This window comes from Dysosmobacter sp., assembly GCF_052306735.1.
Lineage (GTDB): Bacteria > Bacillota > Clostridia > Oscillospirales > Oscillospiraceae > Oscillibacter.
On sequence record NZ_DAWBAJ010000019.1, the window covers coordinates 20,726 to 39,962 of the forward strand.

The 19,237-nt window shown below is 55.9% G+C and carries 25 protein-coding genes; 9 read left to right on the forward strand and 16 right to left on the reverse strand.

The features are described from left to right. Nucleotides 1-4: 4 nt before the first annotated feature. The 4 genes from ACT67G_RS06665 to ACT67G_RS06680 form a co-directional block, all read right to left on the reverse strand. A complete protein-coding gene (locus ACT67G_RS06665) occupies nt 5-673 on the reverse strand; it encodes an ABC transporter ATP-binding protein (protein ID WP_443663634.1) in 669 nt (222 codons plus the stop codon). 120 nt (nt 674-793) lie between these two features. Further along, nucleotides 794-1,525 (reverse strand): class I SAM-dependent methyltransferase, encoded by a 732-nt coding sequence (locus ACT67G_RS06670; protein ID WP_443663635.1) that lies wholly within the window; start codon nt 1,523-1,525, stop codon nt 794-796. 27 nt (nt 1,526-1,552) lie between these two features. Continuing rightward, complete coding sequence (locus ACT67G_RS06675) at nt 1,553-2,455, reverse strand: sensor histidine kinase (protein ID WP_443663637.1); 903 nt, start codon at nt 2,453-2,455, stop codon at nt 1,553-1,555. After that, on the reverse strand, nt 2,452-3,135 hold the full coding sequence (locus ACT67G_RS06680) for a response regulator transcription factor (protein ID WP_443663639.1): 684 nt from the start codon (nt 3,133-3,135) through the stop codon (nt 2,452-2,454). Before ACT67G_RS06680 ends, ACT67G_RS06675 begins: the two co-directional genes overlap by 4 nt. A gap of 171 nt (nt 3,136-3,306) precedes the next feature. Between ACT67G_RS06680 and ACT67G_RS06685 the strand changes: the two genes are divergently transcribed. The 3 genes from ACT67G_RS06685 to ACT67G_RS06695 all read left to right on the forward strand — a co-directional run bounded on the left by ACT67G_RS06685 (nt 3,307) and on the right by ACT67G_RS06695 (nt 5,307). Continuing rightward, on the forward strand, nt 3,307-3,924 hold the full coding sequence (locus ACT67G_RS06685; RefSeq protein ID WP_443663641.1) for a CatA-like O-acetyltransferase, family 2: 618 nt from the start codon (nt 3,307-3,309) through the stop codon (nt 3,922-3,924). Between the two features lie 59 nt (nt 3,925-3,983). Further along, the gene (locus tag ACT67G_RS06690) at nt 3,984-4,742 is read left to right on the forward strand and encodes a MerR family transcriptional regulator (RefSeq protein ID WP_443663643.1); all 759 of its coding nucleotides are present in this window, start codon (nt 3,984-3,986) and stop codon (nt 4,740-4,742) included. Between the two features lie 214 nt (nt 4,743-4,956). Further along, nucleotides 4,957-5,307 carry a DUF2200 domain-containing protein gene (locus ACT67G_RS06695; RefSeq protein ID WP_443663645.1) on the forward strand — a complete coding sequence of 117 codons (351 nt, stop codon included), beginning with the start codon at nt 4,957-4,959 and terminating at the stop codon, nt 5,305-5,307. Between the two features lie 339 nt (nt 5,308-5,646). Here ACT67G_RS06695 and ACT67G_RS06700 read toward each other — a convergent pair whose 3' ends face one another. The 9 genes from ACT67G_RS06700 to ACT67G_RS06740 all read right to left on the reverse strand — a co-directional run bounded on the left by ACT67G_RS06700 (nt 5,647) and on the right by ACT67G_RS06740 (nt 10,735). Next, complete coding sequence (locus ACT67G_RS06700) at nt 5,647-6,246, reverse strand: TetR/AcrR family transcriptional regulator (protein ID WP_443663647.1); 600 nt, start codon at nt 6,244-6,246, stop codon at nt 5,647-5,649. A 20-nt stretch (nt 6,247-6,266) separates the two neighbouring features. Then, a complete protein-coding gene (locus tag ACT67G_RS06705; protein WP_325244452.1) occupies nt 6,267-6,626 on the reverse strand; it encodes a dihydropteridine reductase in 360 nt (119 codons plus the stop codon). A 183-nt stretch (nt 6,627-6,809) separates the two neighbouring features. After that, nucleotides 6,810-7,319, reverse strand: a complete 510-nt coding sequence (locus ACT67G_RS06710) for a helix-turn-helix domain-containing protein (RefSeq protein WP_443663649.1) — start codon at nt 7,317-7,319, stop codon at nt 6,810-6,812. 72 nt (nt 7,320-7,391) lie between these two features. Beyond that, nucleotides 7,392-7,787, reverse strand: a complete 396-nt coding sequence (locus ACT67G_RS06715; RefSeq protein ID WP_443663651.1) for an SRPBCC family protein — start codon at nt 7,785-7,787, stop codon at nt 7,392-7,394. 4 nt (nt 7,788-7,791) lie between these two features. Next, on the reverse strand, nt 7,792-8,349 hold the full coding sequence (locus ACT67G_RS06720) for a DUF3795 domain-containing protein (RefSeq protein WP_443663653.1): 558 nt from the start codon (nt 8,347-8,349) through the stop codon (nt 7,792-7,794). After that, a complete protein-coding gene (locus ACT67G_RS06725; RefSeq protein WP_443663655.1) occupies nt 8,346-8,858 on the reverse strand; it encodes a GNAT family N-acetyltransferase in 513 nt (170 codons plus the stop codon). Before ACT67G_RS06725 ends, ACT67G_RS06720 begins: the two co-directional genes overlap by 4 nt. Further along, nucleotides 8,855-9,496, reverse strand: coding sequence for a GyrI-like domain-containing protein (locus tag ACT67G_RS06730; protein ID WP_443663657.1), 642 nt, complete (start codon nt 9,494-9,496; stop codon nt 8,855-8,857). The genes ACT67G_RS06725 and ACT67G_RS06730 overlap by 4 nt, the downstream gene beginning before the upstream one ends. Nucleotides 9,497-9,498: 2 nt before the next feature. After that, complete coding sequence (locus tag ACT67G_RS06735) at nt 9,499-9,822, reverse strand: TfoX/Sxy family protein (RefSeq protein ID WP_325247606.1); 324 nt, start codon at nt 9,820-9,822, stop codon at nt 9,499-9,501. A 1-nt stretch (nt 9,823) separates the two neighbouring features. Further along, entirely contained in the window at nt 9,824-10,735 is a 912-nt protein-coding gene (locus tag ACT67G_RS06740; RefSeq protein ID WP_443663660.1) for a helix-turn-helix transcriptional regulator, read from the reverse strand. A 246-nt stretch (nt 10,736-10,981) separates the two neighbouring features. On the opposite strand from ACT67G_RS06740, the gene ACT67G_RS06745 reads away from it, so the two are divergent. Then, complete coding sequence (locus ACT67G_RS06745) at nt 10,982-11,731, forward strand: GNAT family N-acetyltransferase (protein ID WP_326215880.1); 750 nt, start codon at nt 10,982-10,984, stop codon at nt 11,729-11,731. A gap of 9 nt (nt 11,732-11,740) precedes the next feature. Next, nucleotides 11,741-12,190 carry a GNAT family N-acetyltransferase gene (locus ACT67G_RS06750; protein ID WP_443663661.1) on the forward strand — a complete coding sequence of 150 codons (450 nt, stop codon included), beginning with the start codon at nt 11,741-11,743 and terminating at the stop codon, nt 12,188-12,190. Nucleotides 12,191-12,244: 54 nt separating this feature from the next. Here ACT67G_RS06750 and ACT67G_RS06755 read toward each other — a convergent pair whose 3' ends face one another. Continuing rightward, nucleotides 12,245-13,816, reverse strand: a complete 1,572-nt coding sequence (locus tag ACT67G_RS06755; RefSeq protein ID WP_443663663.1) for a hypothetical protein — start codon at nt 13,814-13,816, stop codon at nt 12,245-12,247. Continuing rightward, nucleotides 13,809-14,516 carry an ABC transporter ATP-binding protein gene (locus ACT67G_RS06760; RefSeq protein ID WP_325247611.1) on the reverse strand — a complete coding sequence of 236 codons (708 nt, stop codon included), beginning with the start codon at nt 14,514-14,516 and terminating at the stop codon, nt 13,809-13,811. Before ACT67G_RS06760 ends, ACT67G_RS06755 begins: the two co-directional genes overlap by 8 nt. 275 nt (nt 14,517-14,791) lie before the next feature. On the opposite strand from ACT67G_RS06760, the gene ACT67G_RS06765 reads away from it, so the two are divergent. The 4 genes from ACT67G_RS06765 (at nt 14,792) to ACT67G_RS06780 (ending at nt 17,701) form a co-directional block, all read left to right on the forward strand. After that, a complete protein-coding gene (locus ACT67G_RS06765; RefSeq protein ID WP_443663665.1) occupies nt 14,792-15,250 on the forward strand; it encodes a YcxB family protein in 459 nt (152 codons plus the stop codon). A 63-nt stretch (nt 15,251-15,313) separates the two neighbouring features. Next, nucleotides 15,314-15,694 carry a hypothetical protein gene (locus ACT67G_RS06770; protein WP_443663666.1) on the forward strand — a complete coding sequence of 127 codons (381 nt, stop codon included), beginning with the start codon at nt 15,314-15,316 and terminating at the stop codon, nt 15,692-15,694. Nucleotides 15,695-16,851: 1,157 nt separating this feature from the next. Continuing rightward, nucleotides 16,852-17,220 carry a DUF2200 domain-containing protein gene (locus ACT67G_RS06775; protein ID WP_443663668.1) on the forward strand — a complete coding sequence of 123 codons (369 nt, stop codon included), beginning with the start codon at nt 16,852-16,854 and terminating at the stop codon, nt 17,218-17,220. Next, on the forward strand, nt 17,213-17,701 hold the full coding sequence (locus ACT67G_RS06780; protein WP_443663670.1) for a prolyl-tRNA synthetase associated domain-containing protein: 489 nt from the start codon (nt 17,213-17,215) through the stop codon (nt 17,699-17,701). The genes ACT67G_RS06775 and ACT67G_RS06780 overlap by 8 nt, the downstream gene beginning before the upstream one ends. 207 nt (nt 17,702-17,908) lie before the next feature. Here the strand turns inward: ACT67G_RS06780 and ACT67G_RS06785 are convergent, their stop codons facing one another. Continuing rightward, nucleotides 17,909-19,153, reverse strand: coding sequence for an MATE family efflux transporter (locus tag ACT67G_RS06785; RefSeq protein ID WP_443663672.1), 1,245 nt, complete (start codon nt 19,151-19,153; stop codon nt 17,909-17,911). Between the last annotated feature and the right edge of the window lie 84 nt (nt 19,154-19,237).

Here is a 19,237-nt window from a genome sequence, read left to right on the forward strand (position 1 = left end):
CCCCTTACCGCGTCACGATCCGCCCGTCCTCGATGCGGACGATGCGGTCGGCCATTTGGGCGATCTCCTCGTTGTGGGTGATCATCACCATGGTCTGGGCAAACTTCTGCCCCGTCACCTTCATCAGGCCCAGCACATCCTGGCTGGTCCGGCTGTCCAGGTTGCCGGTAGGCTCATCGGCCAGAAGGATAGCGGGCTTGGTGGCCAGAGCCCGGGCAATGGCAACACGCTGCTGCTGGCCGCCGGAGAGCTGGCCCGGCAGGTTCCGGAGCTTCTTATCCAGGCCCAGGGTGGCGATGACCTCCTCCACATAAGCCTCATCCACGTTCCTGCCGTCCAGCTCCACCGGCAGGACGATGTTCTCCCACACGCTGAGCACCGGCACCAGGTTGTAGGACTGGAACACAAAGCCGACTTTGCGGCGGCGGAAGATGGTCAGGGCCTCATCCTTCAGGGCGAAGATGTCCTTGCCGTCCACCGTGACAGTGCCGGAGGTGGGCCGGTCCAGCCCGCCCAGCATATGGAGCAGCGTGGACTTGCCGGAGCCGGAGGTGCCCACAATGGCCACAAACTCTCCCTGCTGGATGCTAAGATCCACGCCGTCCAAGGCCTTTACCTGGGTGTCCCCGGAGCCGTAGTATTTTTTCAGATCACGGGTCTCAAGAATCGTCATACTATGTTCCTCCAAAGAAAAAGTCTGTACCGTCTTTTGACAATACAGACTTTAACATGGAAATCTGTCCTGGCACTTTCGAGAATGTGACAGTTTTGAAAGAAATCCAGTTTGGCCCCGTCAATGCACCGCTCTGGCCCGTACCAACAGCATCATGGGCCGGCGCAGCTCATCCCGCATACCGGGAATGTCCAGCATTTCCTTAGAAGGCTCCACCTCTTCCACGGCTTCCAAAACAAATCCGCTGTGCAGCAACCCCATCAGGATTTGGGTAAGTGTATGATGCTGCTTGCGGACCTCACAGCCCAGAAAATGAGTGATCCGTTCTCCGGGCAGGAAGTACTGATCGATGGGCCAATACAGCGGCGTTCCATCTTCCCCATAGAACCAATCCTGTCCCACGCCAGCGGTAAAGACAGGATGCTCGATGTTGAGGAGAAAGATTCCATCTTTCTTCAGTGTCCGATGTACTTTTTCAAAAATGGAGTTCAGGTCCTCGATATAGTGCAAAGCCAGATTGGAAACCACGCAGTCCCATGCGGCCTCCGGATACTCATATTCCTCGATCCCACACACCTGGTAGAGGATCCTTTCCCCACGGTTGCGCCGTTTGGCTTCCTCAATCATTTTTGGGCTTAAATCAATGCCCAGCACCTGTCGGGCGCCCTGTTCCACAGCAAATTTGCAGTGCCAACCATAGCCGCAGCCTAGATCCAGTACGGACTTTCCCTCCAGCGGCGGGAAAAGGGGCTTGAGCTGATGCCACTCTCCCGCTGCGGAAAGCCCTTCCCGACTGCGAGACATTTGCGCGTATTGCTGGAAAAAGGCTTCGTTTTCATATTCATTTCTCACAGTGTATTCCTCCTGCGTACTGCTTTCCTATGATTCCCGGGGCAAGTAGAGTGAAAATATGCTCCCCATTCCGGGGGTGCTCTCCACCTTCACATAGCCTCCCTGCTTTTCGGCGATCTGCCGGGTGAGGTAGAGGCCAATCCCCACGCCCTCCGCCTGCCAGGCGCCCGGGGCGCGGTAAAACCGTCCGAAAATTTTAGCCTGCTCCTCCTCGGAAATGCCCGGGCCGGTATCCGTTACCCGGATGGCGGAAAACAGCTCATAATTTTTTACCTCCACCGTCACGGTCCCGCCGGAAGGGGTATACTTCACGGCGTTGTCCAGCAGGTTGCACAACGCCTCCTCCGTCCACTTGGGATCAAAAACGGCGGAGCCTGACCTCTGCCTAAGGGTCAGGGCAATGCCCTTTTCCGCCGCCTTGGGGGCATACTGGGCGGCGGCCCGCTCCACCACCGGGGAAATCTCGCCGCTCTGGGGGTGGAGGGCCAGGATCCCCGTTTCCAGCCGGGAGGTCTTCACCAGGGCCTCGATGAGCGTTTGGAGCTTTTCCGCCTGGGCGGAGATGGCGGCGGCACAGTCCTTCCCCTGGGGCGTGAGGGGCTGCTCCGAGAGCAGCTGGGCATAGAGCTGCAGATTGGCCACCGGCGTCTTGGTCTGGTGGGAGATGTCGGAGATCAGGGCGCTGATCTGGTCCTTTTGCTCCCGCACATTCCGTGCAGACAACGCACTGGCCGCCAGATACCGCCCCAGCCGGCTCTCCAGAGAGGAGAGGCGGCTCTCGTCAAAAGTCTCTTCAGAAAAAGTGCCGTTCATGGCCGCGGTGAGCATATCGTCCAGCCGCTGGACGATGCGGGATGTCCGCCAGCGGTCATAGATGACCACAGCCAGGACCAGCAGTATCACCGCGCCCATCACAAGATACCCCATCATAACTTCACCGCCCAGATGTAACCGATGCCGTACACCGTTTTCAGATATTCCGGCCTGGCCGGATCCGCCTCCAGCTTGCTCCGCAGCCGCTTGACCGTGACGGACAGGGCGTTTTCCTCCACGAATTCCGCGCCATCCGTCCATACCCGGTCCACCAGCGTAGCCCGGGGCACGGCATGCCCCCGATTTTCCAAAAGCACCCGCAGCAGCTTCTGCTCGGTTTTGGAGAGCTCCACTCCCCTGCCGTCCCGGCGGAAATCCATGTTCTCAAAGTCAAATGCAAAGGGACCCATGGACAGGGTCTGGGATACCTTGGGGGCTCTTCGGCGGAGCTGGGCATTCACTCTGGCTCGGAGTACCGCCAGAGAGAAGGGCTTGGTGATATAGTCGTCCGCACCGGCCTCCAGCCCGGTGACCTCGTCCAACTCCAGATCGTTGGCGGTGAGCAGAATCACCGGAGTGGCGTCGCCCTCCGAGCGCACCTGACGCAGCAGAGTAAGGCCGCTGCCGTCAGGGAGATTCACATCCAGAATCAGCAGGTCAAATCGATCTTCCGCCAGCACTTCCCGGGCCTTTGCCAAGTTTGGGCGGCAAAAGACGGATGCCTCCGGCCCTGTCAGGGCCATAGCGATCCCCCGCCCCAGGGTCTCATCGTCCTCTAAAAGAAAAATGCGTTTCATATTTGGTCCTCGTCGTTTGTTGCTTTCATTTGACTTATGGTGTTCCATTATACCACAAGTTCCGGCTTTGGAACATGGGATTCGGTTGCCTGCCATAAAGCGTTATGCTATGATATGGGATACTTACCGCGGCCAACCGAACCGGACTTCATAAACAGAATGGAGAACAACATGAAAGAAATAGATCCAAAGAGCACCTCCCGGGCGCTGGCCTTTGAACTCTGGATGAAGGCTCCCATGCCCATGGTGACCCTGATAAAGACCCTGGATGTAACGGCGCTGGTACGGATGAGCCGGAAACGGGGTTATTCATTCAATATGCTCCTGTGCTGGTGCATCGGAAAAGCGGCGGCCCGGACGGAGGACTTCTACCTGCTTCCGGTGGGAGACAAGCTGATGGAGTACGACCGCTTGGCGATCAATACCGTGGTGGCCACTCGGGACGGCGCCATCGCCACCTGTGACATTCCCGTTTCCGATGATTTGGAGCAATTTAATCGGGATTATCGGAAGCTCACCGGACAGGTCCGCGAGAGCGGGGAGAGCTTTGAGCTGGGCGAGGACTATATGGTCATCGGCACCTCCGCTCTGGCGGGGTATGAGATCGACGGTGCGGTGAACATTTACGCCGGATGCTACAACAACCCCTTCCTCATCTGGGGCAAATACCGGAAAAAGTGGCTGCGCACCACCCTGCCGGTGTCCTTCCAGTTCCACCACACCCAGATGGACGGGATCCCGGCTGCGGAATTTTTGGAGCGGTTGCAGCAGGAGATCCATCAAATTTAAAATTCCCCTTGACTCTGACGCTCCGTCAACTGATACCCTATCCTCAGGGAGGGATGTTTATGGAGTATTCCATCCAGGAACTGTCGCACCTGTCCGGGGTGACCACCCGCGCCCTGCGCTGGTACGACCAGATCGGGCTGCTGAAGCCCAGCCGTGTAGCGGAGAGCGGCTACCGCTATTACGGCAAGGCAGAGGTAGACCGGCTGCAGGATATTCTCTATTACCGGGCCCTGGGGGTGGAGCTGGCCCGGATCAAGGAATGCCTGGACGATCCCTCCTTTGACCGTCTGGCCGCTCTGCGCAGCCACTTGGCCGCATTGGAGGCAGAGCGGGAACGGCTGGATAGGCTGATCCGGTCGGTGAAAGACACCATCGGAGCGGAAGAAAGGAATGAGATCATGAGCGATGAGCAGAAATTTGAGGCGTTCAAGCAACGCACGGTAGCCCACAACGAGGAAGTTTACGGAGCAGAGATCCGCGCCAAGTACGGCGACAAAGAGGTGGACGAGGCCAACGCCGCGGTGATGAATCTGACTCTGGAGCAGTACCGGGAGTGGACCGACTTGGGCCGTGAGATCCAAAAGCGGCTGGAAGCAGCCATCCAAGCGGGCCTCTCCCCGGAGAGTGAGGCGGGAAAGGAAATCTGCGCTCTCCACCGCCGGTGGCTCACCATCACCGGAAATCAATACGACCCTGCCAAACACCGGGGAATCGCGGAACTCTATGTGAATGACCCGCGGTTCACGGTCTACTACGACAAGGCTGTACCCGGCTGTGCCCACTTTCTGCGGGACGCCGTGGTTGATTGGGCAAAATAAAGGCGAGACAGGCCCTCGGTGAAAAGCCGGGAGCCTGTCCCTCTTTCGCAGCTGGGAATCCCCCAGAAAGGGGGATGAAACCGCCTGCCTCTACTCCCTTGTGCGGATTGTCAGATGGTCGTATTCATGTTATGATGAACCCATCAACTGCGGTATATATCAGCTCTGATGGCAAGTCCCCGTTGGATGACTGAGTCCGGGAAAGGATGACGATATGCCCCGTATGGATGTAACAGAGATGCCGTTTGCAAAACTCTATCCTCTGCTGGTAGCCAAGGCTGAGAAAAAGGGCCGCACCCGGGAAGACGTGGATCAGGTGACCGCCTGGCTCACTGGATACACCCCGGAAGAGCTGTCCCGGCTGGAACAATCCGGCATCAGCTACGGTGACTTCTTTCGCAACGCCCCGGACATGAATCCCAACCGGGAGCTTATCACAGGGACGATATGCGGCGTCCGGGTGGAGGAAATAGACGATCCTCTCATGCGGGAGATCTGGTACCTGGACAAACTGGTGGACGAATTGGCCAAGGGAAAATCCATGGAACAGATTTTGCGGAAGTAAAGGGAGATACAAACCCGGAAAAGTCCAAGGCTATGGGAAATATGGTCTTCTACCAAAAATGATCAATGGAAAATCCTCCTGTCCTGTGCTGCCTTCAGAGCAGCACAGGACAGGAGGATTTATGTTTGCCGTCCACAAGCAGAGCCACCTGGCTGCCTCACCCCTTTCCGCAGCACCCGCACAGTGATGGCCACAATGACCGCATAAATCACGCGCTTACCAGAAGCAATACGGAGCTGATGCAAAGAGCGCCGTGCTGCCAAAGGCACAGCGGCGCTCATCAGAGTTTGATAGATGCAATCCTCCCTCTATATCCGGAAGAAGCGCGCAGCCCTGCCGTTATTTCTCATGGCTATCGTCCCTGGGCCGCACACAGGACTCGATGATGTCGGCAATCATCTCCACCTCATCTGCGCAGTCCTGCCGCAGCCATTCCTTGACGATGGCGGCGATGCCCTCCACATAGTAGGCGATGTAATAGGGGCGGTGGGAGGCCGGGATCTCAAACCGTTCCAGAACGGGGCGCAGGATATGCTGCTTTAGTTCCCCATATCGTGTATGAGCCTGCACGCTGCTCGGATTCCGGAATGCCGCCCGGTAGACCTTTTTGTTGTCCCGGATGAAGCGGAGATAAGGGAGAAGATATTCCCGGGTGACCAAAACCAGCTCTTCCCGCTCCCGGCTGTCCAGGTTGCCCAGGATCTCTTCTTCCTGTTGGGGGAAGTAGGAGAGAAAACGCTGGTTGATCATCTCTAAGGTCTCGTTCACCAGGTCGGCGATAGTCTCATAGTGCAGGTAGAAGGTGGACCGGTTCACGCCGGCCTGGTGACAGATCTCCTTCACGGTGATATATTCCAGGTCCTTCTCCTCCAGCAGGGCCAGGAGCGCCTCGTCCATCCGCAGGGCGGTATTGAAGTATTTGCTTTCGGACTTGTTCATCTGCCGCCCTCCTCTCGTGTTTATTCTGCCGATTCGCTGATATCCCGGGCCAGCTGCATGATCTCAAAGGCATATTTTTCCTTGCCGGACCGCAGGAGTTTCTTGTAGACGGGGTAGTTCAGGCCCACGCCGATGAGGCCCAGAATCCCCAGGAGGATCCCGGCGCCCGTCATCAGGACGCCGCCCCCACCGATCACCTGCATGGAAAGGCACATCCCCAGGCCGAGGACCAGGGTCATCAGGACACCGAAGCTGTAGGCGAAGATATTGGCCGGACCCTTTGCCTTCCGGTCCAGCTTTCTCAGGGCAACGACCTTGGAGGTATCCTTAGGGGCATATTCGTTGGCAATGGCTTCCGCAAAAATTTTATCCGTATTCATGGTAGTATTCTCCTCTTATGATCGATTGATTGGTTCTGGGCAGCTGCTGATATGATCATAGAGGATATAAGGGCAAAAGAGAACGACACCTTTGGCCCTTTGTGCTGATTTCAACCGAGGATGGATGTTAGCCTGAGGGGGAAAGTTCTGTAATCAGCGGGACTTCCCTTCCGGAGAAACTCCTTATGCTTTTTTCCGCGTTAAACAAACTCCGACCATTGCCGCCATCAGGACAATGGGTGCCAACCTGACAAACAGCCATTCAAATGCGTGAAAAGCCGTGCCTGCAACGGCAATTTCCGGGTCATGAAAATCCCAACCCAGGTAAGGACTGTTGACGACCACCAAGGCTGCGGATACTGCCACGATGACTACGCATAATGAAATCAGCGACCAATGAAGGACTTTTCTTCTAAGCGTCTTTCTCCGTGCGAACTGCAAATTGATAATCTCCAGCTTTTCGGAGAGCGCTTTGACCGCATCCGCCTCCGACTCCATCACAGTCTCTCCAAGCAACGTGCTCACAGGTGTCTCAAGGGCTTCCGACAGGGAGATCAGCAGATCGGAATCCGGGACAGACAATCCTTGCTCCCATTTTGAGATGGTTTGCCGCACCACATTCAGCTTCACGGCAAGCTCTTGTTGGGAAAGCCCCTTTGATTTTCTAATCGCCTTTATGTTTTCGTTTAACATGTGGGCTCACTCCTTTCGCTCTCATTGTAGGGAGAATGGCCCGTTGCCGCAAGCAACGCAGATTAACACAACTTATTTCAGCAATTCCCTCCGCAAATCGTCCAGATACCGCTTCTGCTGCCGCTTCAGATAGCTGGGGACGAAGGGTCGCATCCACCAGTGCTTACCTGCCACGGTCTCGGTGCAGGTAAGCCGCGTGCCGCCCTCCGCCGCCTGGAAGATGCCCTCCCAGGTGCCGGACATATTGCCGTTGCCCATGGTGAAGGCCCAGTAACGGGCCGGCTCACAGGCTGTGACTGTAAAATGCGTGGCATAGCCGCTTTTGGTGTACTCCAAAAAGTGGGTCTCGTCCAGAACCTCTACCTGGGACAAATCACTGCGCCAGGCGGTATTTGAGAGGTCGGTCACGATCTTCCACACCTGTTCCACCGGACAGGGAAAATGGACTGTCACCTTGGAAGTCGCCATGCGCTCACCCCTTCTTTGGTTTCTTATTGCGTTTCAAGCTGATGCCCCGACGGCCAGCCGCCTCCTGCAGCAGCCCCACAGCGGCAAGGGCACGCTCCTTGATTGGTCGATCTTCCAACTCCGGCCGGCTGCCCAAATCGGCCATCACGGAGCGCAAATCCTCCAGGGACAGGAGATAAACCGCCGTGTTGAAAAGGGTCTTGCGGCGGCCGTCGTTGTAACGATCCAGAAGCTCATGAAGAATTGCCCGTTTTTCCTCCAACTGGGCAAGGTAGGCTTCCAGCCCCACCTCCCGTTCCCGGGCAATGTCCTGCTGCCGGTTCCGGTAGGGCATAAAGGAATCCCCATCGTCGAAGCCCTCGTAGCGGGTGCAGGGGTACTCCGGGCACTCCCAGCAGAACTGGACGCCGCCGTGCTCCAGGGAGCACTTGGCCAGGGCGCAGTTCTGATTGCCTGTTCCGCCGCCGCAGCCAGGACAGTAGCCACCCAGGTGCATACTGCACACGGCGCAGTTGAGGCCGCACAGGGAAAAGCGGGTTTCTGTACGGGTAAAGCCTTTCATGGTGCCGCCTCCATATCAATATACTTGGCGATGTCCCGCAGCATCAAGTATTCCGTGTCCTTTTCCGCTAAAATCCGAAAGCCTGCCCGCTCATACAGGCGCAGCGCCGGGTTCTCTTTCTGAACAGAGAGGGATGCTCGGAGATACCCATTCTCCTGCAGTAAAAGCAGAAGTCCGTTCAGCAGCTGGGTCCCGATGCCAAGTCCACGGTATCCCGGCAGCATTGAGATGGCCAGGGATGGGGTACTGCTGTCGATGTGGCCGTAATCCTCCATGATGCGGCTCCACGCCGCGCCGACCACCGTCCCCTCCACCTCGGCAACAAGACAATCGTCGCCGGAGTGTGTGCCGAAGCCGGCAATATAGACCTGCAGCTCCGGCAGATCCACCACCGACCGGGGCGGCGGCGGGGCACCCTCCGGGAGATAGATGGCCTGATAGAGAAACTCCCGCAGAAGGCCGTACTCATCCGGATGGATTTTTCGGATTTGTATCGGAATGTGGTTCATGACTCCGCCCTTCTAATCGGCTGCCGGATCACCGTTTTCAGCCGCTCCGGTTTGCACCGACGCACATCGCTCAAATAGATCTCGTGGTGGAACCGCCCTTCCCCGAAGTCCTCCTGGTAGCCATGAGCCTTGGCGTATTCGGCCATGGCGGCCACGGTGGCGGGCTCGTCGTCATAGGGACCGATGTGCATGCACTGGACGCACAAGCCCTCCTCCCAGGGGAAGAACTCCACCGTGGAGAAGTCCTGCTGTTTCTTTTCCGTGGCCTCCCGGATGGCCCAATCAAAGACTTCTTTCGTCACGAACTCCGGCAGGCGGATGAGGGAAATCCACTGAAAATCCGCTTTGCGGGCGTAGTCCACCCCATGGACACCCTCCTGCCACCACAGCCCCTCCAGAGGCGGTACCACATAGTCAAAGTATCCCTCCAGCTTGTGCTGCTTGCTCATTTTGCTCATCTTGATGGTGAAGGCCACGGCGTAGAGCATCCCCAGGGCCTGCTTGTAGGCGCCATTTTCCTCGTTGGGGTCGCCCTGTCCCCGCACCGCCAGGAAGTTCATGGCGGGCACCGTGACGATACCCGGCGTCCTGGGCGGCAGATAGAACTCCTTGTACGCTTTCTTGTAGTCAAAAGCCATGGTCATTTCCTCCGTTTTTTCGGCTGCTGTTCCTGAAGGGCCAGACAGGTAAGGCGGGTAAGGGCTGTCATGGTGTCCCGGTCGTCCACATCCTCCACCCAGATGTAATCCTTGGCTCCTTCGTAAGGCGGAGCCTTGGATAGGTTTGGAAACGTTGCTTCACCCGCCGGAGTGACCTTCACAAAGAGCTGGTCGTCACAGATGACAGCGAAGAACACGCCGTCGCAGAAGAGCCCATACTCGCCGAACATCTTCCGGCTGCGGATGGCGCCCGCATCCCGCAGCTGCTCGGCCACATAGTCCACAAAGTCCTGATGAGACGCCATGCTAATCCCTCCTACGGTAACGGTCGGACAATGTTTCGGTCAAATCTCCAAGCAGCTTGCGCAGCTCTTGCGGCTCCAGCAGCTCCGCTTGATCTCCAAAGGTCAGGACCCAGCTGAGCACGCTGTCCGCGTCCGGAAAGCCGCCGATAAAGCGCAGCTTGCCATCCGGCTCCACAGTGAAGCGGTCCGCCCCGTACTCCTCCACCAGCCGCCAGCGGCAGGCCGGATCAAAGAGAACGGTGACCTGATATTTGGCCGGAAAGATGCGCTCCGGCGTAAGGTCTGGCAGAGGCGCGGAACGAGGGGCAAAGGGTTCCCCTGAGGTGAGCTCCGTCATGCGGTTCAGTTTGAACAGGCGGAAATCCTCCCGGGTCTGGCACCAGCCCCACACGTACCAGGTGGACCAGTGGAACACCAGGTAGTAGGGCTCCACCGTCCGCTCCGATTCCTCTTTGGGGGAGAAATAGGTAAAACGGATGGTGCAGTGCTGCTCGATGGCCCCCTGGATGAGCTCGATCTTCGGCGGCAGACTGGTCTTGTACCAGGAGGAGAGATCGATGAGCATGTGGGCCCCACCGGGTACCAGTCCGCCTGTCCCGGCGGACAGCTTTTCCATCAGTTGGGCATAGCGCCGGGTGCCGCTGACGCTGTCCAAGCTCCTCAGCCCTGCCAGAATAGCCTGCATCTCCGGATCGGTGAGCACAGTGCGATCCACCCGGTAGCCCTCCATGATGGAGATGCCGCCGCCCGCTCCTTGGGTGGTGGAGATGGGGATGCCTGCCCGGCACAGGGACTCAATGTCCCGCTGGATGGTCCGGCGGGATACCTCGAACTGCTCCGCCAGCTCCGGGGCGGTGACCTTCTCCTTCTGGAGCAAGATGGACAGGATGCCGATGAGCCGCTCCATCTTCATGGGATGCACCGCCTTTCCTGGTTTGTCTGTATGATACCATGCCATGTTTTTCGGTTGCCCCCAGGGCTGGGAAAAACGGCTGAAAAGCAGAGGATCATAGTCGTTATGCTGCTATTATACCATAGAAACGCGACAACTGGCTGTCATGTTTGACTCAGAACGGTAATCTTTTGTTCTGCCAAGCGGGGATTGTTTCACCGGAGTGGGCATGGTATCATAAAGAAAAATCCGCCGGGAGGTACAGCTATGGAGCATTCTTTTCTCAATCTGACAGAAGAAAATCTTTCTCAGGAGCACCTGTGCTGTATCATCCGCAGCAAGAAGCCCCACCCCGGCGTGGAGGCCAAGCGGGCATGGCTCAGAGAGCGGCTGAAAGAAGGCCATGTGTTCCGCAAGCTGGACGCCAAGGGTGTGGTGTTCATCGAGTACGCCCCTCTGGAGACGGCCTGGGTGCCGGTGGAGGGTGAGAATTATCTTTACATTTACTGTCTGTGGGTCTCCGGGGACTTCAAGGGCAAGGGCTACGGCAGGCAGCTGATGGAATACTGCCTGGCCGATGCCAAAGCCAGGGGAAAATCCGGTGTGTGTATGCTGGGAGCGGAAAAGCAAAAGGCCTGGCTCTCGGACCAGACCTTTGCAGAGAAATATGGCTTTGAAACAGTGGATACTACCCCGGACGGCTACCGGCTCATGGCCCTCTCCTTTGACGGAACCAAGCCCCGGTTTGCGGAGAACGCCAAGCGGCAGGAGATTGAAAATCAGGAGCTGACTATCTATTACAGTTCCCAGTGTCCCTACATCCATCAGAGTGTGGAACTGGTACGCAAAACCTGTGGCGAGATGGAGGTGCCTTATACCCTCATTCCGGTAGATACACTGGAAAAGGCCAAGGCTTTGCCCTGTGTCTTCAATAACTGGGCGGCATTTTATCGGGGAAAGTTCGTGACGGTGAATCTGCTGGACGCCGCTGCACTGAAGCGGCTTGTGAAAAAGTAAGGGGTACCCATGGACATCAAGAAAGTTGAAACCGGTAAAAAACAGTATCTCGATTTGCTGTTGCTGGCGGACGAGCAGGAGGACATGATTGACCGCTACCTGGAGCGTGGAACCATGTATGTGCTGGAGGACGATGGCGTCAAAGCAGAATGCGTAGTGACCGACGAGGGAAACGGCGTTCTGGAGCTGAAAAACATCGCCGTGAAGCCGGATTTTCAAGGGAACGGTTATGGAAAAGCCCTGGTAGATTTTTTAATCAAAACCTACGCAGGGCTATATACGGTGCTGCAGGTGGGTACCGGAGACAGCCCCTCCACCATCCCGTTTTATGAATCCTGCGGCTTTCGCAGGCATCATCGGGTCAAGGACTTCTTCACCGACCACTACGACCACCCCATCTATGACAGCGGGGTGCAGTTGGTGGATATGGTGTACCTGCAGAGAAAGATGGAAATCTGAATGTGAACTTGCGTTTGGCGGTTGTCCCAGTATAAAGCGGATGTTGAGGCGGCATCAGGTGCGCAGCCGGAAGGTCCGGGGAGCGAATTTGTAGACCAGAACGCAGGCCACGACGGAGTACACCACGCAAAAGACGATGCACGCCGCCCCGAAAGCCAGGGTGGGCAGGCGGAGATTCATCAGGGCGTAGCAGGCCACATAGGTGAGGATCATCACAATACGGTAGGTGCCGCTTTTCATCTCCGTCCCCGCCGTGTAGGGCTGCAGCAGATAGTAGACGGTCAGATAGTGGATGGAGAAAAACAGGCTCATGGCCGGAATGGATACCAGAAGCACCACATAGTTCCAGGGATTCTTGGTTCCACCGGAGGCATAGAGGGTACAACACAGGCCCACGCCGATGACCAGAGCCGGGACCGCGTTGATTTTCATGATCTCCCGCAGGCGGATCTGGAAGAGCTTGAGCACAAAGTCCGGTCGCTTGAAAAACGAATAGGTCAGCAGGCTGTGGTCACAGTTCATGAACAGCGCCTTGGTAAAGCCGGTGCCCCGGTTGATGAGGTACATGATGAAGGCGAAATAAGGAAGCCAGGTCATCACCATCTCGTTAATATCTGCTTTGGTGCCGGGCTGTACGGCCATGAGTACCTGGACGCCGCAGCAGAGAAAGGCGCAGACGGCAGCAATGCGGAGGGTGGAGCGCCACAGGATCTTCCGGTGCCGCTTGATGAAGAGCTCATTGAGGTACTCAAAGCCCTGCTTCCGGCTGGTGATGGAGCCGTCTGTGGAGATGGTCTTCTCGCTGGCAGTCTTGGCCGCCTTTTTCACAGTGTCCATCTGGTTGGTCACCTGGGACAGCAGCTCTTTGTTGATCTCCCGGTAATAGGGGAAACGCACCATCTCCCGAAGCCCCCAGATCCCCGCCGGGAGGCAGAGCAGGAACAAAGCGGCGGAAAGCTGCAGGGGCAGAACGATCCCCATGGTGGGCGGGAAATAGGCCAGGGCCAGCAGCACGAATGTCAGAATCCAGGCGCTTTTCTGGAGTTTCGTGTCGTTGCGGACATACCCGTGCTTTTCATAGTCCCGCAGCGAGTAAGCGGATACCGCCAGTTTGGCCCCCGCCACGCAGAAGGGAATCAGCAGGCACAGCCACAAAGGCACTCCCTGCATCTGTCCCCACAGGAGCATACAGGGCAGGAAGCCCACCACAGTCTTCGCCAGATCGTAGCCGAAGTGCACCAGGGTGTAGGACCGGGCGTTCATCCGCAGAAGGATCATGGCATAGTACTTGTCCCGGGAGGGGTCGAAGAGGTTCGTGTGCATGTACGAGCCCACCAGGGTCAAAAACAACAGGATGTGCAAAAAGGACTCCCGGGCAGGCACCATGGGATGAAGATCCCCCGGTGCCAGGACCATCAGGAAGAAGTAAAGGAACTTGAAAAGAAAGATGGTGACAAGTTCCCAGAGAACCGACAGCACATTGGCAAAGATCTTGAAGCCTTTCACCTGATAAATGGTGGCAGGCAGCAGATGCTTCACCAGCGGGATCTGCCTGATGGAGTAGAGGATGCTGTTGACCCGGTAAGTATTTTTCAGGGAAAAGGATATCCGCAGTGTATTAAGCATAGGTCTCCTCTTTCAGCGCCGCGATGATTTTCTCTTTGAACTCCTGGCTGTCCAGGTTGGACTTCTCCACCTTCTCCAGTTCCCCGTGGCTGAGCAGCACGATTTCATCACACAGATCCAGGGCCAAATCCAGGATGTGGGTGGAGAAAATGGTGATCCGGCCTTCCTTCAAAGAGCGGAGGAGCCCCTTCATCTCCTCGGCCACCACCACATCCAGGGAGGTCAGCGGCTCGTCCAGCAGCAAGACCTTAGGCTGGGCAATGATGTTGATGAGCATCTGCATCTTGTTCTTCATGCCGTGGGAGTAGTCCTTCAAAAGCTTGTCCCGGTCCTCCGGGGCAATGCTCATCATGTCAAAATACTCATCCAGAGACTTGGGGTCCTGGATGGAGTCTCGGTTGATGTCCACAAAGAATTTCAAAAACTCCCGTCCGGTGAGAAATTCAGGCACTGTGGGGGTGGAGACCACATAGCCCATATCCTCCGGCGCCACCTCCCTGCGCACGCCGCCCTCTTCCAGACAGAAGCTGCCGCCCTCCGCCTTGAGATCCCGGTTCAGGCAGTTGAAGAGGGTGGTTTTGCCTGCACCGTTGCGGCCCAGCAGGCCGTAGATCTTGCCATCGGAAAAGGTAAAGTCAATGTCCCGCAAAACCTCTTTCTGCTCAAATTGCTTGGAAAGGTGTTGGATAATCAAATTCATAGGGTTCTCCTTTTCATATGGATCGGCAGGCAGCACTCAGCTTGCCATGCTTTCATTTTGTGGCCATTATACGGGGTTCGGGTAAGAAAGGCAATTCCCATTTCCCAACCTTCCATCTTCAAAAGATGAGCAAAGCCTTGGTGCGCAAAGAATTGCAGTGGCGAGCAGCTCATTCTTAAATAAAATTAAGGAAATCTTTATACCAAATCCCTGTTTCTCTGGTATCATGGAGCCCACGCATAACACGGAAGGCCACGATGGCCCGGGAGGTACCGATGGAATTCTCCTGTCATACTCCATACGATGAAAAGACACTGACCGCCATGGCCAGGGCCATCCGGAAAACAGTCCAGGTCAAAAGAAGCCGCAGGGTCCGCCTCTATGCCTGGATTATCATTGGGCTTTCCTTGGTATCCCACTGGCTGTCCTGGGGATCTGTCTGGCAGATGACGGCAAACTGTGTGGCCGTTGCAGCATTGTTGCTAATCAGCTGGAAAGAGGATGCCCTCAACAGCTCTTTTGCAAAGCGCAAAGCCCTGCCGGGTACCGATGCCGCCGATACCTCATTCTATCCCGACCACTATCTGGTAAAAACTGCGGCGGCAGAATCCAGGTGGCACTATGACAAGATCCTCGCGCTGGCGCAGACGCAGGATCACCTCATTTTTGTGATGGGGAAAGACCATGCCCTGGCCATGGAGAAAGCCAGTCTGGATGGCGGCAGCATGTCATAATTCCGCCGCTTTCTGGAGGCAAAGTCTGTCCGGCAAATTCAGAACATGGGAGGATAAAGGGAGATGAAAACAGGTCATAAAATTGCTGCTCTGGGCTGCCTGGCAGTCGTAACCGCCTCTGTCGCCTGCTGGCGCTGGATGATCCGGATGCCCCTCAAGGAGTTCACCCGATATGCCCTCTATATGGCGGTCATGGACGATGAAATCTGCCAGAACGAGCTGGAGGGCAATCAGATCGGCGACACGGTCATTGCGTTTCCGCCCAGAGAGAAATCCCTGCAAGAGCGATATCACCTCTTTTTGAAGATGAACCGAACCAAGAGCCGCCGGCAGCTCCAGGCGGAAATTGCGGACATGGAGCAGCGCCTTCAGGAATCCCGACAGTTCCTGGATCAGCCCAAAGAACATCCGGAGGTCGGGATTACCGGAGAAAACGATATGTAACTGGTTGATTTCTGTCCATCAGCTATAGCAGTTTTTAACTTGTTATAGACAAAGAAATAGGCACCCAAAGTATATTTAACGAAGGCCTTTGAGGTAGGATAGCAAAAGATACGTGAAGAAGCGAGTGGCAAGCAAGTTTTAATGCCCAAAAATTTAATTATAGCAAGATAAATAAAGATATTTATCGCTATTTTTGAAAATTTTACGCACTTTTACGCTTGCTTTAGCAAACTTTTCGTTGCTGTTTGCGATGGTGAATTTTAATAAAAATATATAACTATGTTCCAATCTTTGAGAGCGTTATCCCTGCTTTAGAATCTTAATTGGTCATCTTTTTTCGATTATTCGTTTCTAATACCAGAAACTTCCAAAGATGTTTTTTGTATTTTTTATAGTCGTTTATAGTGACTTTTTGTCATTTCTGTTCAAATTCAGTCATTTTTTAGCGTCCTTGTTTCCGCTGCTTCCGTGTATTCCAGCTCTGCCTGTGGTCTTACATGTGGTCAACAAAAACGTTCTGGCCAGAATTCGTAAACCACAATAACAACCCAGGCAACCCAATTCTCCTCCAAGTTTGAAAAATGGTACCTCTGTCTTGAAAATCATACAAGACTTTTAGAGCTAAACAGATCATCTCTTTGCATCGCTATATCAAAGAATAGGTCCTCGAATTCTCTGAGGCAGCACCGAATCCGCTTACCGACTCCCAACCAGTCATGAGACGTGCCCAAAAACCTGATACCGGGTCTATCATCCACCATCTCTTTGAGGGCCACACTCCCCCGCTTGACCGGACGACACCAATCATTTCAAATGCGTCTACGCCCACACCCCTGGGAAGTAAGCAGAAGGTGCTGATCCAACACAGCTGAACGCAGAGTAGCAAGCCATCCAGGATCGGATACGGGGCATCATACCACCGGAGAAACTCGCAAAGAAGCAACGACAGATCCGGGCGTGCATGAAGGTCCACCCGAAGAGACAAATTACAGCGTCATTGCCAAAGAGGCCAAGGTGACTTGGTACACAGTATCCAAACACTATGAGATGATTCGAAAGATGCCGGAAATCAAGGAAACCGCTTCCCCTTACTTTACTGGATTGTCAGGCAGGGCGGCATATGATATGATGACAACTAAAAGCGAGGAGGCGCTGTCATGCCCCGTAGGGATGTCACGGAAATGCCCTTTGCAAAGCTCTATTCCCTACCGGTGGCGAAAGCGGAGTGGAAAGGCCGCACGCAAAAAGAGGTGGGCCAAGTCACCACTTGGCTCACCGGATACACCGCTGGAGACATCTCCCGCCCGGAACAGTCCACGGTCAGTTACGGTGACTTCTTCCGGAACGCCCCGTTTCTGAACCCTGATCGCACACGGATTACAGGTAAAATCTGCGGCATACGGATGGAGGAGATCGAAGATCCCCTGATGCGGGAGATTCGGTACCTGGGCAAGCTGGTGGACGAGCTGTCCAAGGGCAAGGCGATGGAACAGATTCTGAGAACGCAGAGGTCTGACGATGAATAAGCAAGAGATTTACGCGCTCCTCAGCGCCAGAAACATCTGGCACGAAGTGACAGAGCACAAAGCCGTTTTCAACATGGCAGAGGTGGCGGAGATCCAGCTTCCCTACCCGGAGGCAGATGCCAAGAACCTCTTCATCCGGGATGATAAAAAGCGCAATTACTATCTCATCACGGTCAAGGGCGACAAGAGGACAGACCTGAAGGCTTTCCGGCAGCAAAATGGCACCCGACCTCTGACTTTTGCCTCAGATCGGGACCTGATGGATATGCTTGACCTGATCCCCGGTGCGGTGACCCCCCTGGGTCTGCTCAATGATGAGGAACATAGGGTGACCTTTTGGCTGGACAAGTCCTTTCTGGAGGGCTCTGGACTGATCGGCGTTCATCCCAATGAAAACACCTCCACCGTATGGCTCAAAACCGAGGATCTGCTCCAACTCCTGCGAGAGAACGGTACGCAAATCACCTTGTTTGATGCATGACGGGACGAAGGGATTTGTCGCCTGCCAAGCGATCCATCCATATCAAAATTCCCCCTATATTGTGCTTGTGCACCAGACAACACAGCAATGGGCACAATCTACAAGCGTGAGGTGTAGCTGGTTGATATGGTGTACTTACAGAAGAAACTGTAAAACGCGGAGTGCCCGACACCCGGACACTCCGCGTTCCATATTCGCCTGGGCTTCTCAGGGTTCTGACCGCATGGGATTGCAGCACACCAGTAGGCCCAAGGCGATCAGGGCGCTGACCACATCCGCCACCGCTTGGCCCATTAGTACGCCATTGTACGCAAAGAGCTTCACGCAGACCAGCAGCGCCGCCACAAAAACCACCCCCTGGCGGCTGATAGACAGCACGAAAGACGGGCCAACCTTACCGGTGGCCTGAAACAACACCGTCAGCAGCAGCACGATTCCGGCAAACACCGTGGAGGCCGCCTGCCAGTGGAGCATCTCAGCCCCTGTGGCGATCATAGCGGTATCCTTCACAAAAGCGCCCATAAGCGGCGACGCGAAGAGACACAGGACGGCTGTCAGCACCAGGGAAAGGGCGCACAGGAAGCCCAGGCAGAACCGCACCAGCTTCCTCATCTCCGCCCGGCGCTGGGCGCCGTACAGATACCCGAAGAGGGGTACGCCGCCGAAGGCGAAGCCGGTGAGCACCAGTTGGGCGATCATGTTGACCTTCAGCACGATGCCCATGGCGGCGATCTTATCGTTGCCGTAGGGCAGCAGGAACTGGTTGACCACAATGACACACAGGCTCTGCATGAGATTGCTCAATGCTGCCGTCACGCCCACGCCCAGGATCTGACGCAGCTCCCCGCCGCTGACATGGCAGAGAGATGGGTTGACGGATAGGCAGCGGCTCTTTTTGCGGAGCAGCCAGAGGAAATAGAGGACGCTGCAGAAATAGCCGATTACCGTGGCCACCGCCTCGCCCATGGCACCCATGCCGACCACAGAGATGAGGATGGGGTCCAGGATGATGTTGATGACCGCCCCCAGGACGGTGCCGATCATGGACTCGGCGGACATTCCCTCACATCGGACCAGGCTGGAGTGGATGAAACTGAGCACCATGACGGGCGCGCAGACCACCAGCACAATGTAGTACCGGAAGGCGTGGGGCATTGTGTCGGCATCTGCTCCCAGCAACGTCAGCAGGGGCCGGTTAAATACCGTCATAAGCACAGCCAGAATCACGCCGGTGACCAGAGCGATGTAAAAGCAGAAGGAGCTGACCCGCTTCACGCCCTCCCCGTCCTGCTGACCCAGCAGCCGGGAGATCAGAGAACTGCCGCCCTGGCCGTAGATGTTGCCGAAGGCCATCAGGGCGGTAAAGACCGGCGCACAGAGCGACACGCCGGCGATGAGGTCGGTGTCGTTGGTCCGGGCGATGAAAAAGGTATCTGACAAGTTGTAGACCAAGGCACCACCAGCCCCAGCACCACCGGGAACTATAATGGTCTCATAAATTAAGACACTTTTTCGGACAATTTTTAATGAATCTGA

Coding starts and splice junctions, on each gene's coding strand:
- ACT67G_RS06665 (WP_443663634.1), bottom strand. CDS start 673: ATGACGATTCTTGAGACCCGTGATCTGAAAAAATACTACGGCTCCGGG.
- ACT67G_RS06675 (WP_443663637.1), bottom strand. CDS start 2,455: ATGATGGGGTATCTTGTGATGGGCGCGGTGATACTGCTGGTCCTGGCT.
- ACT67G_RS06680 (WP_443663639.1), bottom strand. CDS start 3,135: ATGAAACGCATTTTTCTTTTAGAGGACGATGAGACCCTGGGGCGGGGG.
- ACT67G_RS06685 (WP_443663641.1), top strand. CDS start 3,307: ATGAAAGAAATAGATCCAAAGAGCACCTCCCGGGCGCTGGCCTTTGAA.
- ACT67G_RS06690 (WP_443663643.1), top strand. CDS start 3,984: ATGGAGTATTCCATCCAGGAACTGTCGCACCTGTCCGGGGTGACCACC.
- ACT67G_RS06695 (WP_443663645.1), top strand. CDS start 4,957: ATGCCCCGTATGGATGTAACAGAGATGCCGTTTGCAAAACTCTATCCT.
- ACT67G_RS06700 (WP_443663647.1), bottom strand. CDS start 6,246: ATGAACAAGTCCGAAAGCAAATACTTCAATACCGCCCTGCGGATGGAC.
- ACT67G_RS06705 (WP_325244452.1), bottom strand. CDS start 6,626: ATGAATACGGATAAAATTTTTGCGGAAGCCATTGCCAACGAATATGCC.
- ACT67G_RS06710 (WP_443663649.1), bottom strand. CDS start 7,319: ATGTTAAACGAAAACATAAAGGCGATTAGAAAATCAAAGGGGCTTTCC.
- ACT67G_RS06715 (WP_443663651.1), bottom strand. CDS start 7,787: ATGGCGACTTCCAAGGTGACAGTCCATTTTCCCTGTCCGGTGGAACAG.
- ACT67G_RS06720 (WP_443663653.1), bottom strand. CDS start 8,349: ATGAAAGGCTTTACCCGTACAGAAACCCGCTTTTCCCTGTGCGGCCTC.
- ACT67G_RS06725 (WP_443663655.1), bottom strand. CDS start 8,858: ATGAACCACATTCCGATACAAATCCGAAAAATCCATCCGGATGAGTAC.
- ACT67G_RS06730 (WP_443663657.1), bottom strand. CDS start 9,496: ATGGCTTTTGACTACAAGAAAGCGTACAAGGAGTTCTATCTGCCGCCC.
- ACT67G_RS06735 (WP_325247606.1), bottom strand. CDS start 9,822: ATGGCGTCTCATCAGGACTTTGTGGACTATGTGGCCGAGCAGCTGCGG.
- ACT67G_RS06740 (WP_443663660.1), bottom strand. CDS start 10,735: ATGAAGATGGAGCGGCTCATCGGCATCCTGTCCATCTTGCTCCAGAAG.
- ACT67G_RS06745 (WP_326215880.1), top strand. CDS start 10,982: ATGGAGCATTCTTTTCTCAATCTGACAGAAGAAAATCTTTCTCAGGAG.
- ACT67G_RS06750 (WP_443663661.1), top strand. CDS start 11,741: ATGGACATCAAGAAAGTTGAAACCGGTAAAAAACAGTATCTCGATTTG.
- ACT67G_RS06755 (WP_443663663.1), bottom strand. CDS start 13,816: ATGCTTAATACACTGCGGATATCCTTTTCCCTGAAAAATACTTACCGG.
- ACT67G_RS06760 (WP_325247611.1), bottom strand. CDS start 14,516: ATGAATTTGATTATCCAACACCTTTCCAAGCAATTTGAGCAGAAAGAG.
- ACT67G_RS06765 (WP_443663665.1), top strand. CDS start 14,792: ATGGAATTCTCCTGTCATACTCCATACGATGAAAAGACACTGACCGCC.
- ACT67G_RS06770 (WP_443663666.1), top strand. CDS start 15,314: ATGAAAACAGGTCATAAAATTGCTGCTCTGGGCTGCCTGGCAGTCGTA.
- ACT67G_RS06775 (WP_443663668.1), top strand. CDS start 16,852: ATGCCCCGTAGGGATGTCACGGAAATGCCCTTTGCAAAGCTCTATTCC.
- ACT67G_RS06780 (WP_443663670.1), top strand. CDS start 17,213: ATGAATAAGCAAGAGATTTACGCGCTCCTCAGCGCCAGAAACATCTGG.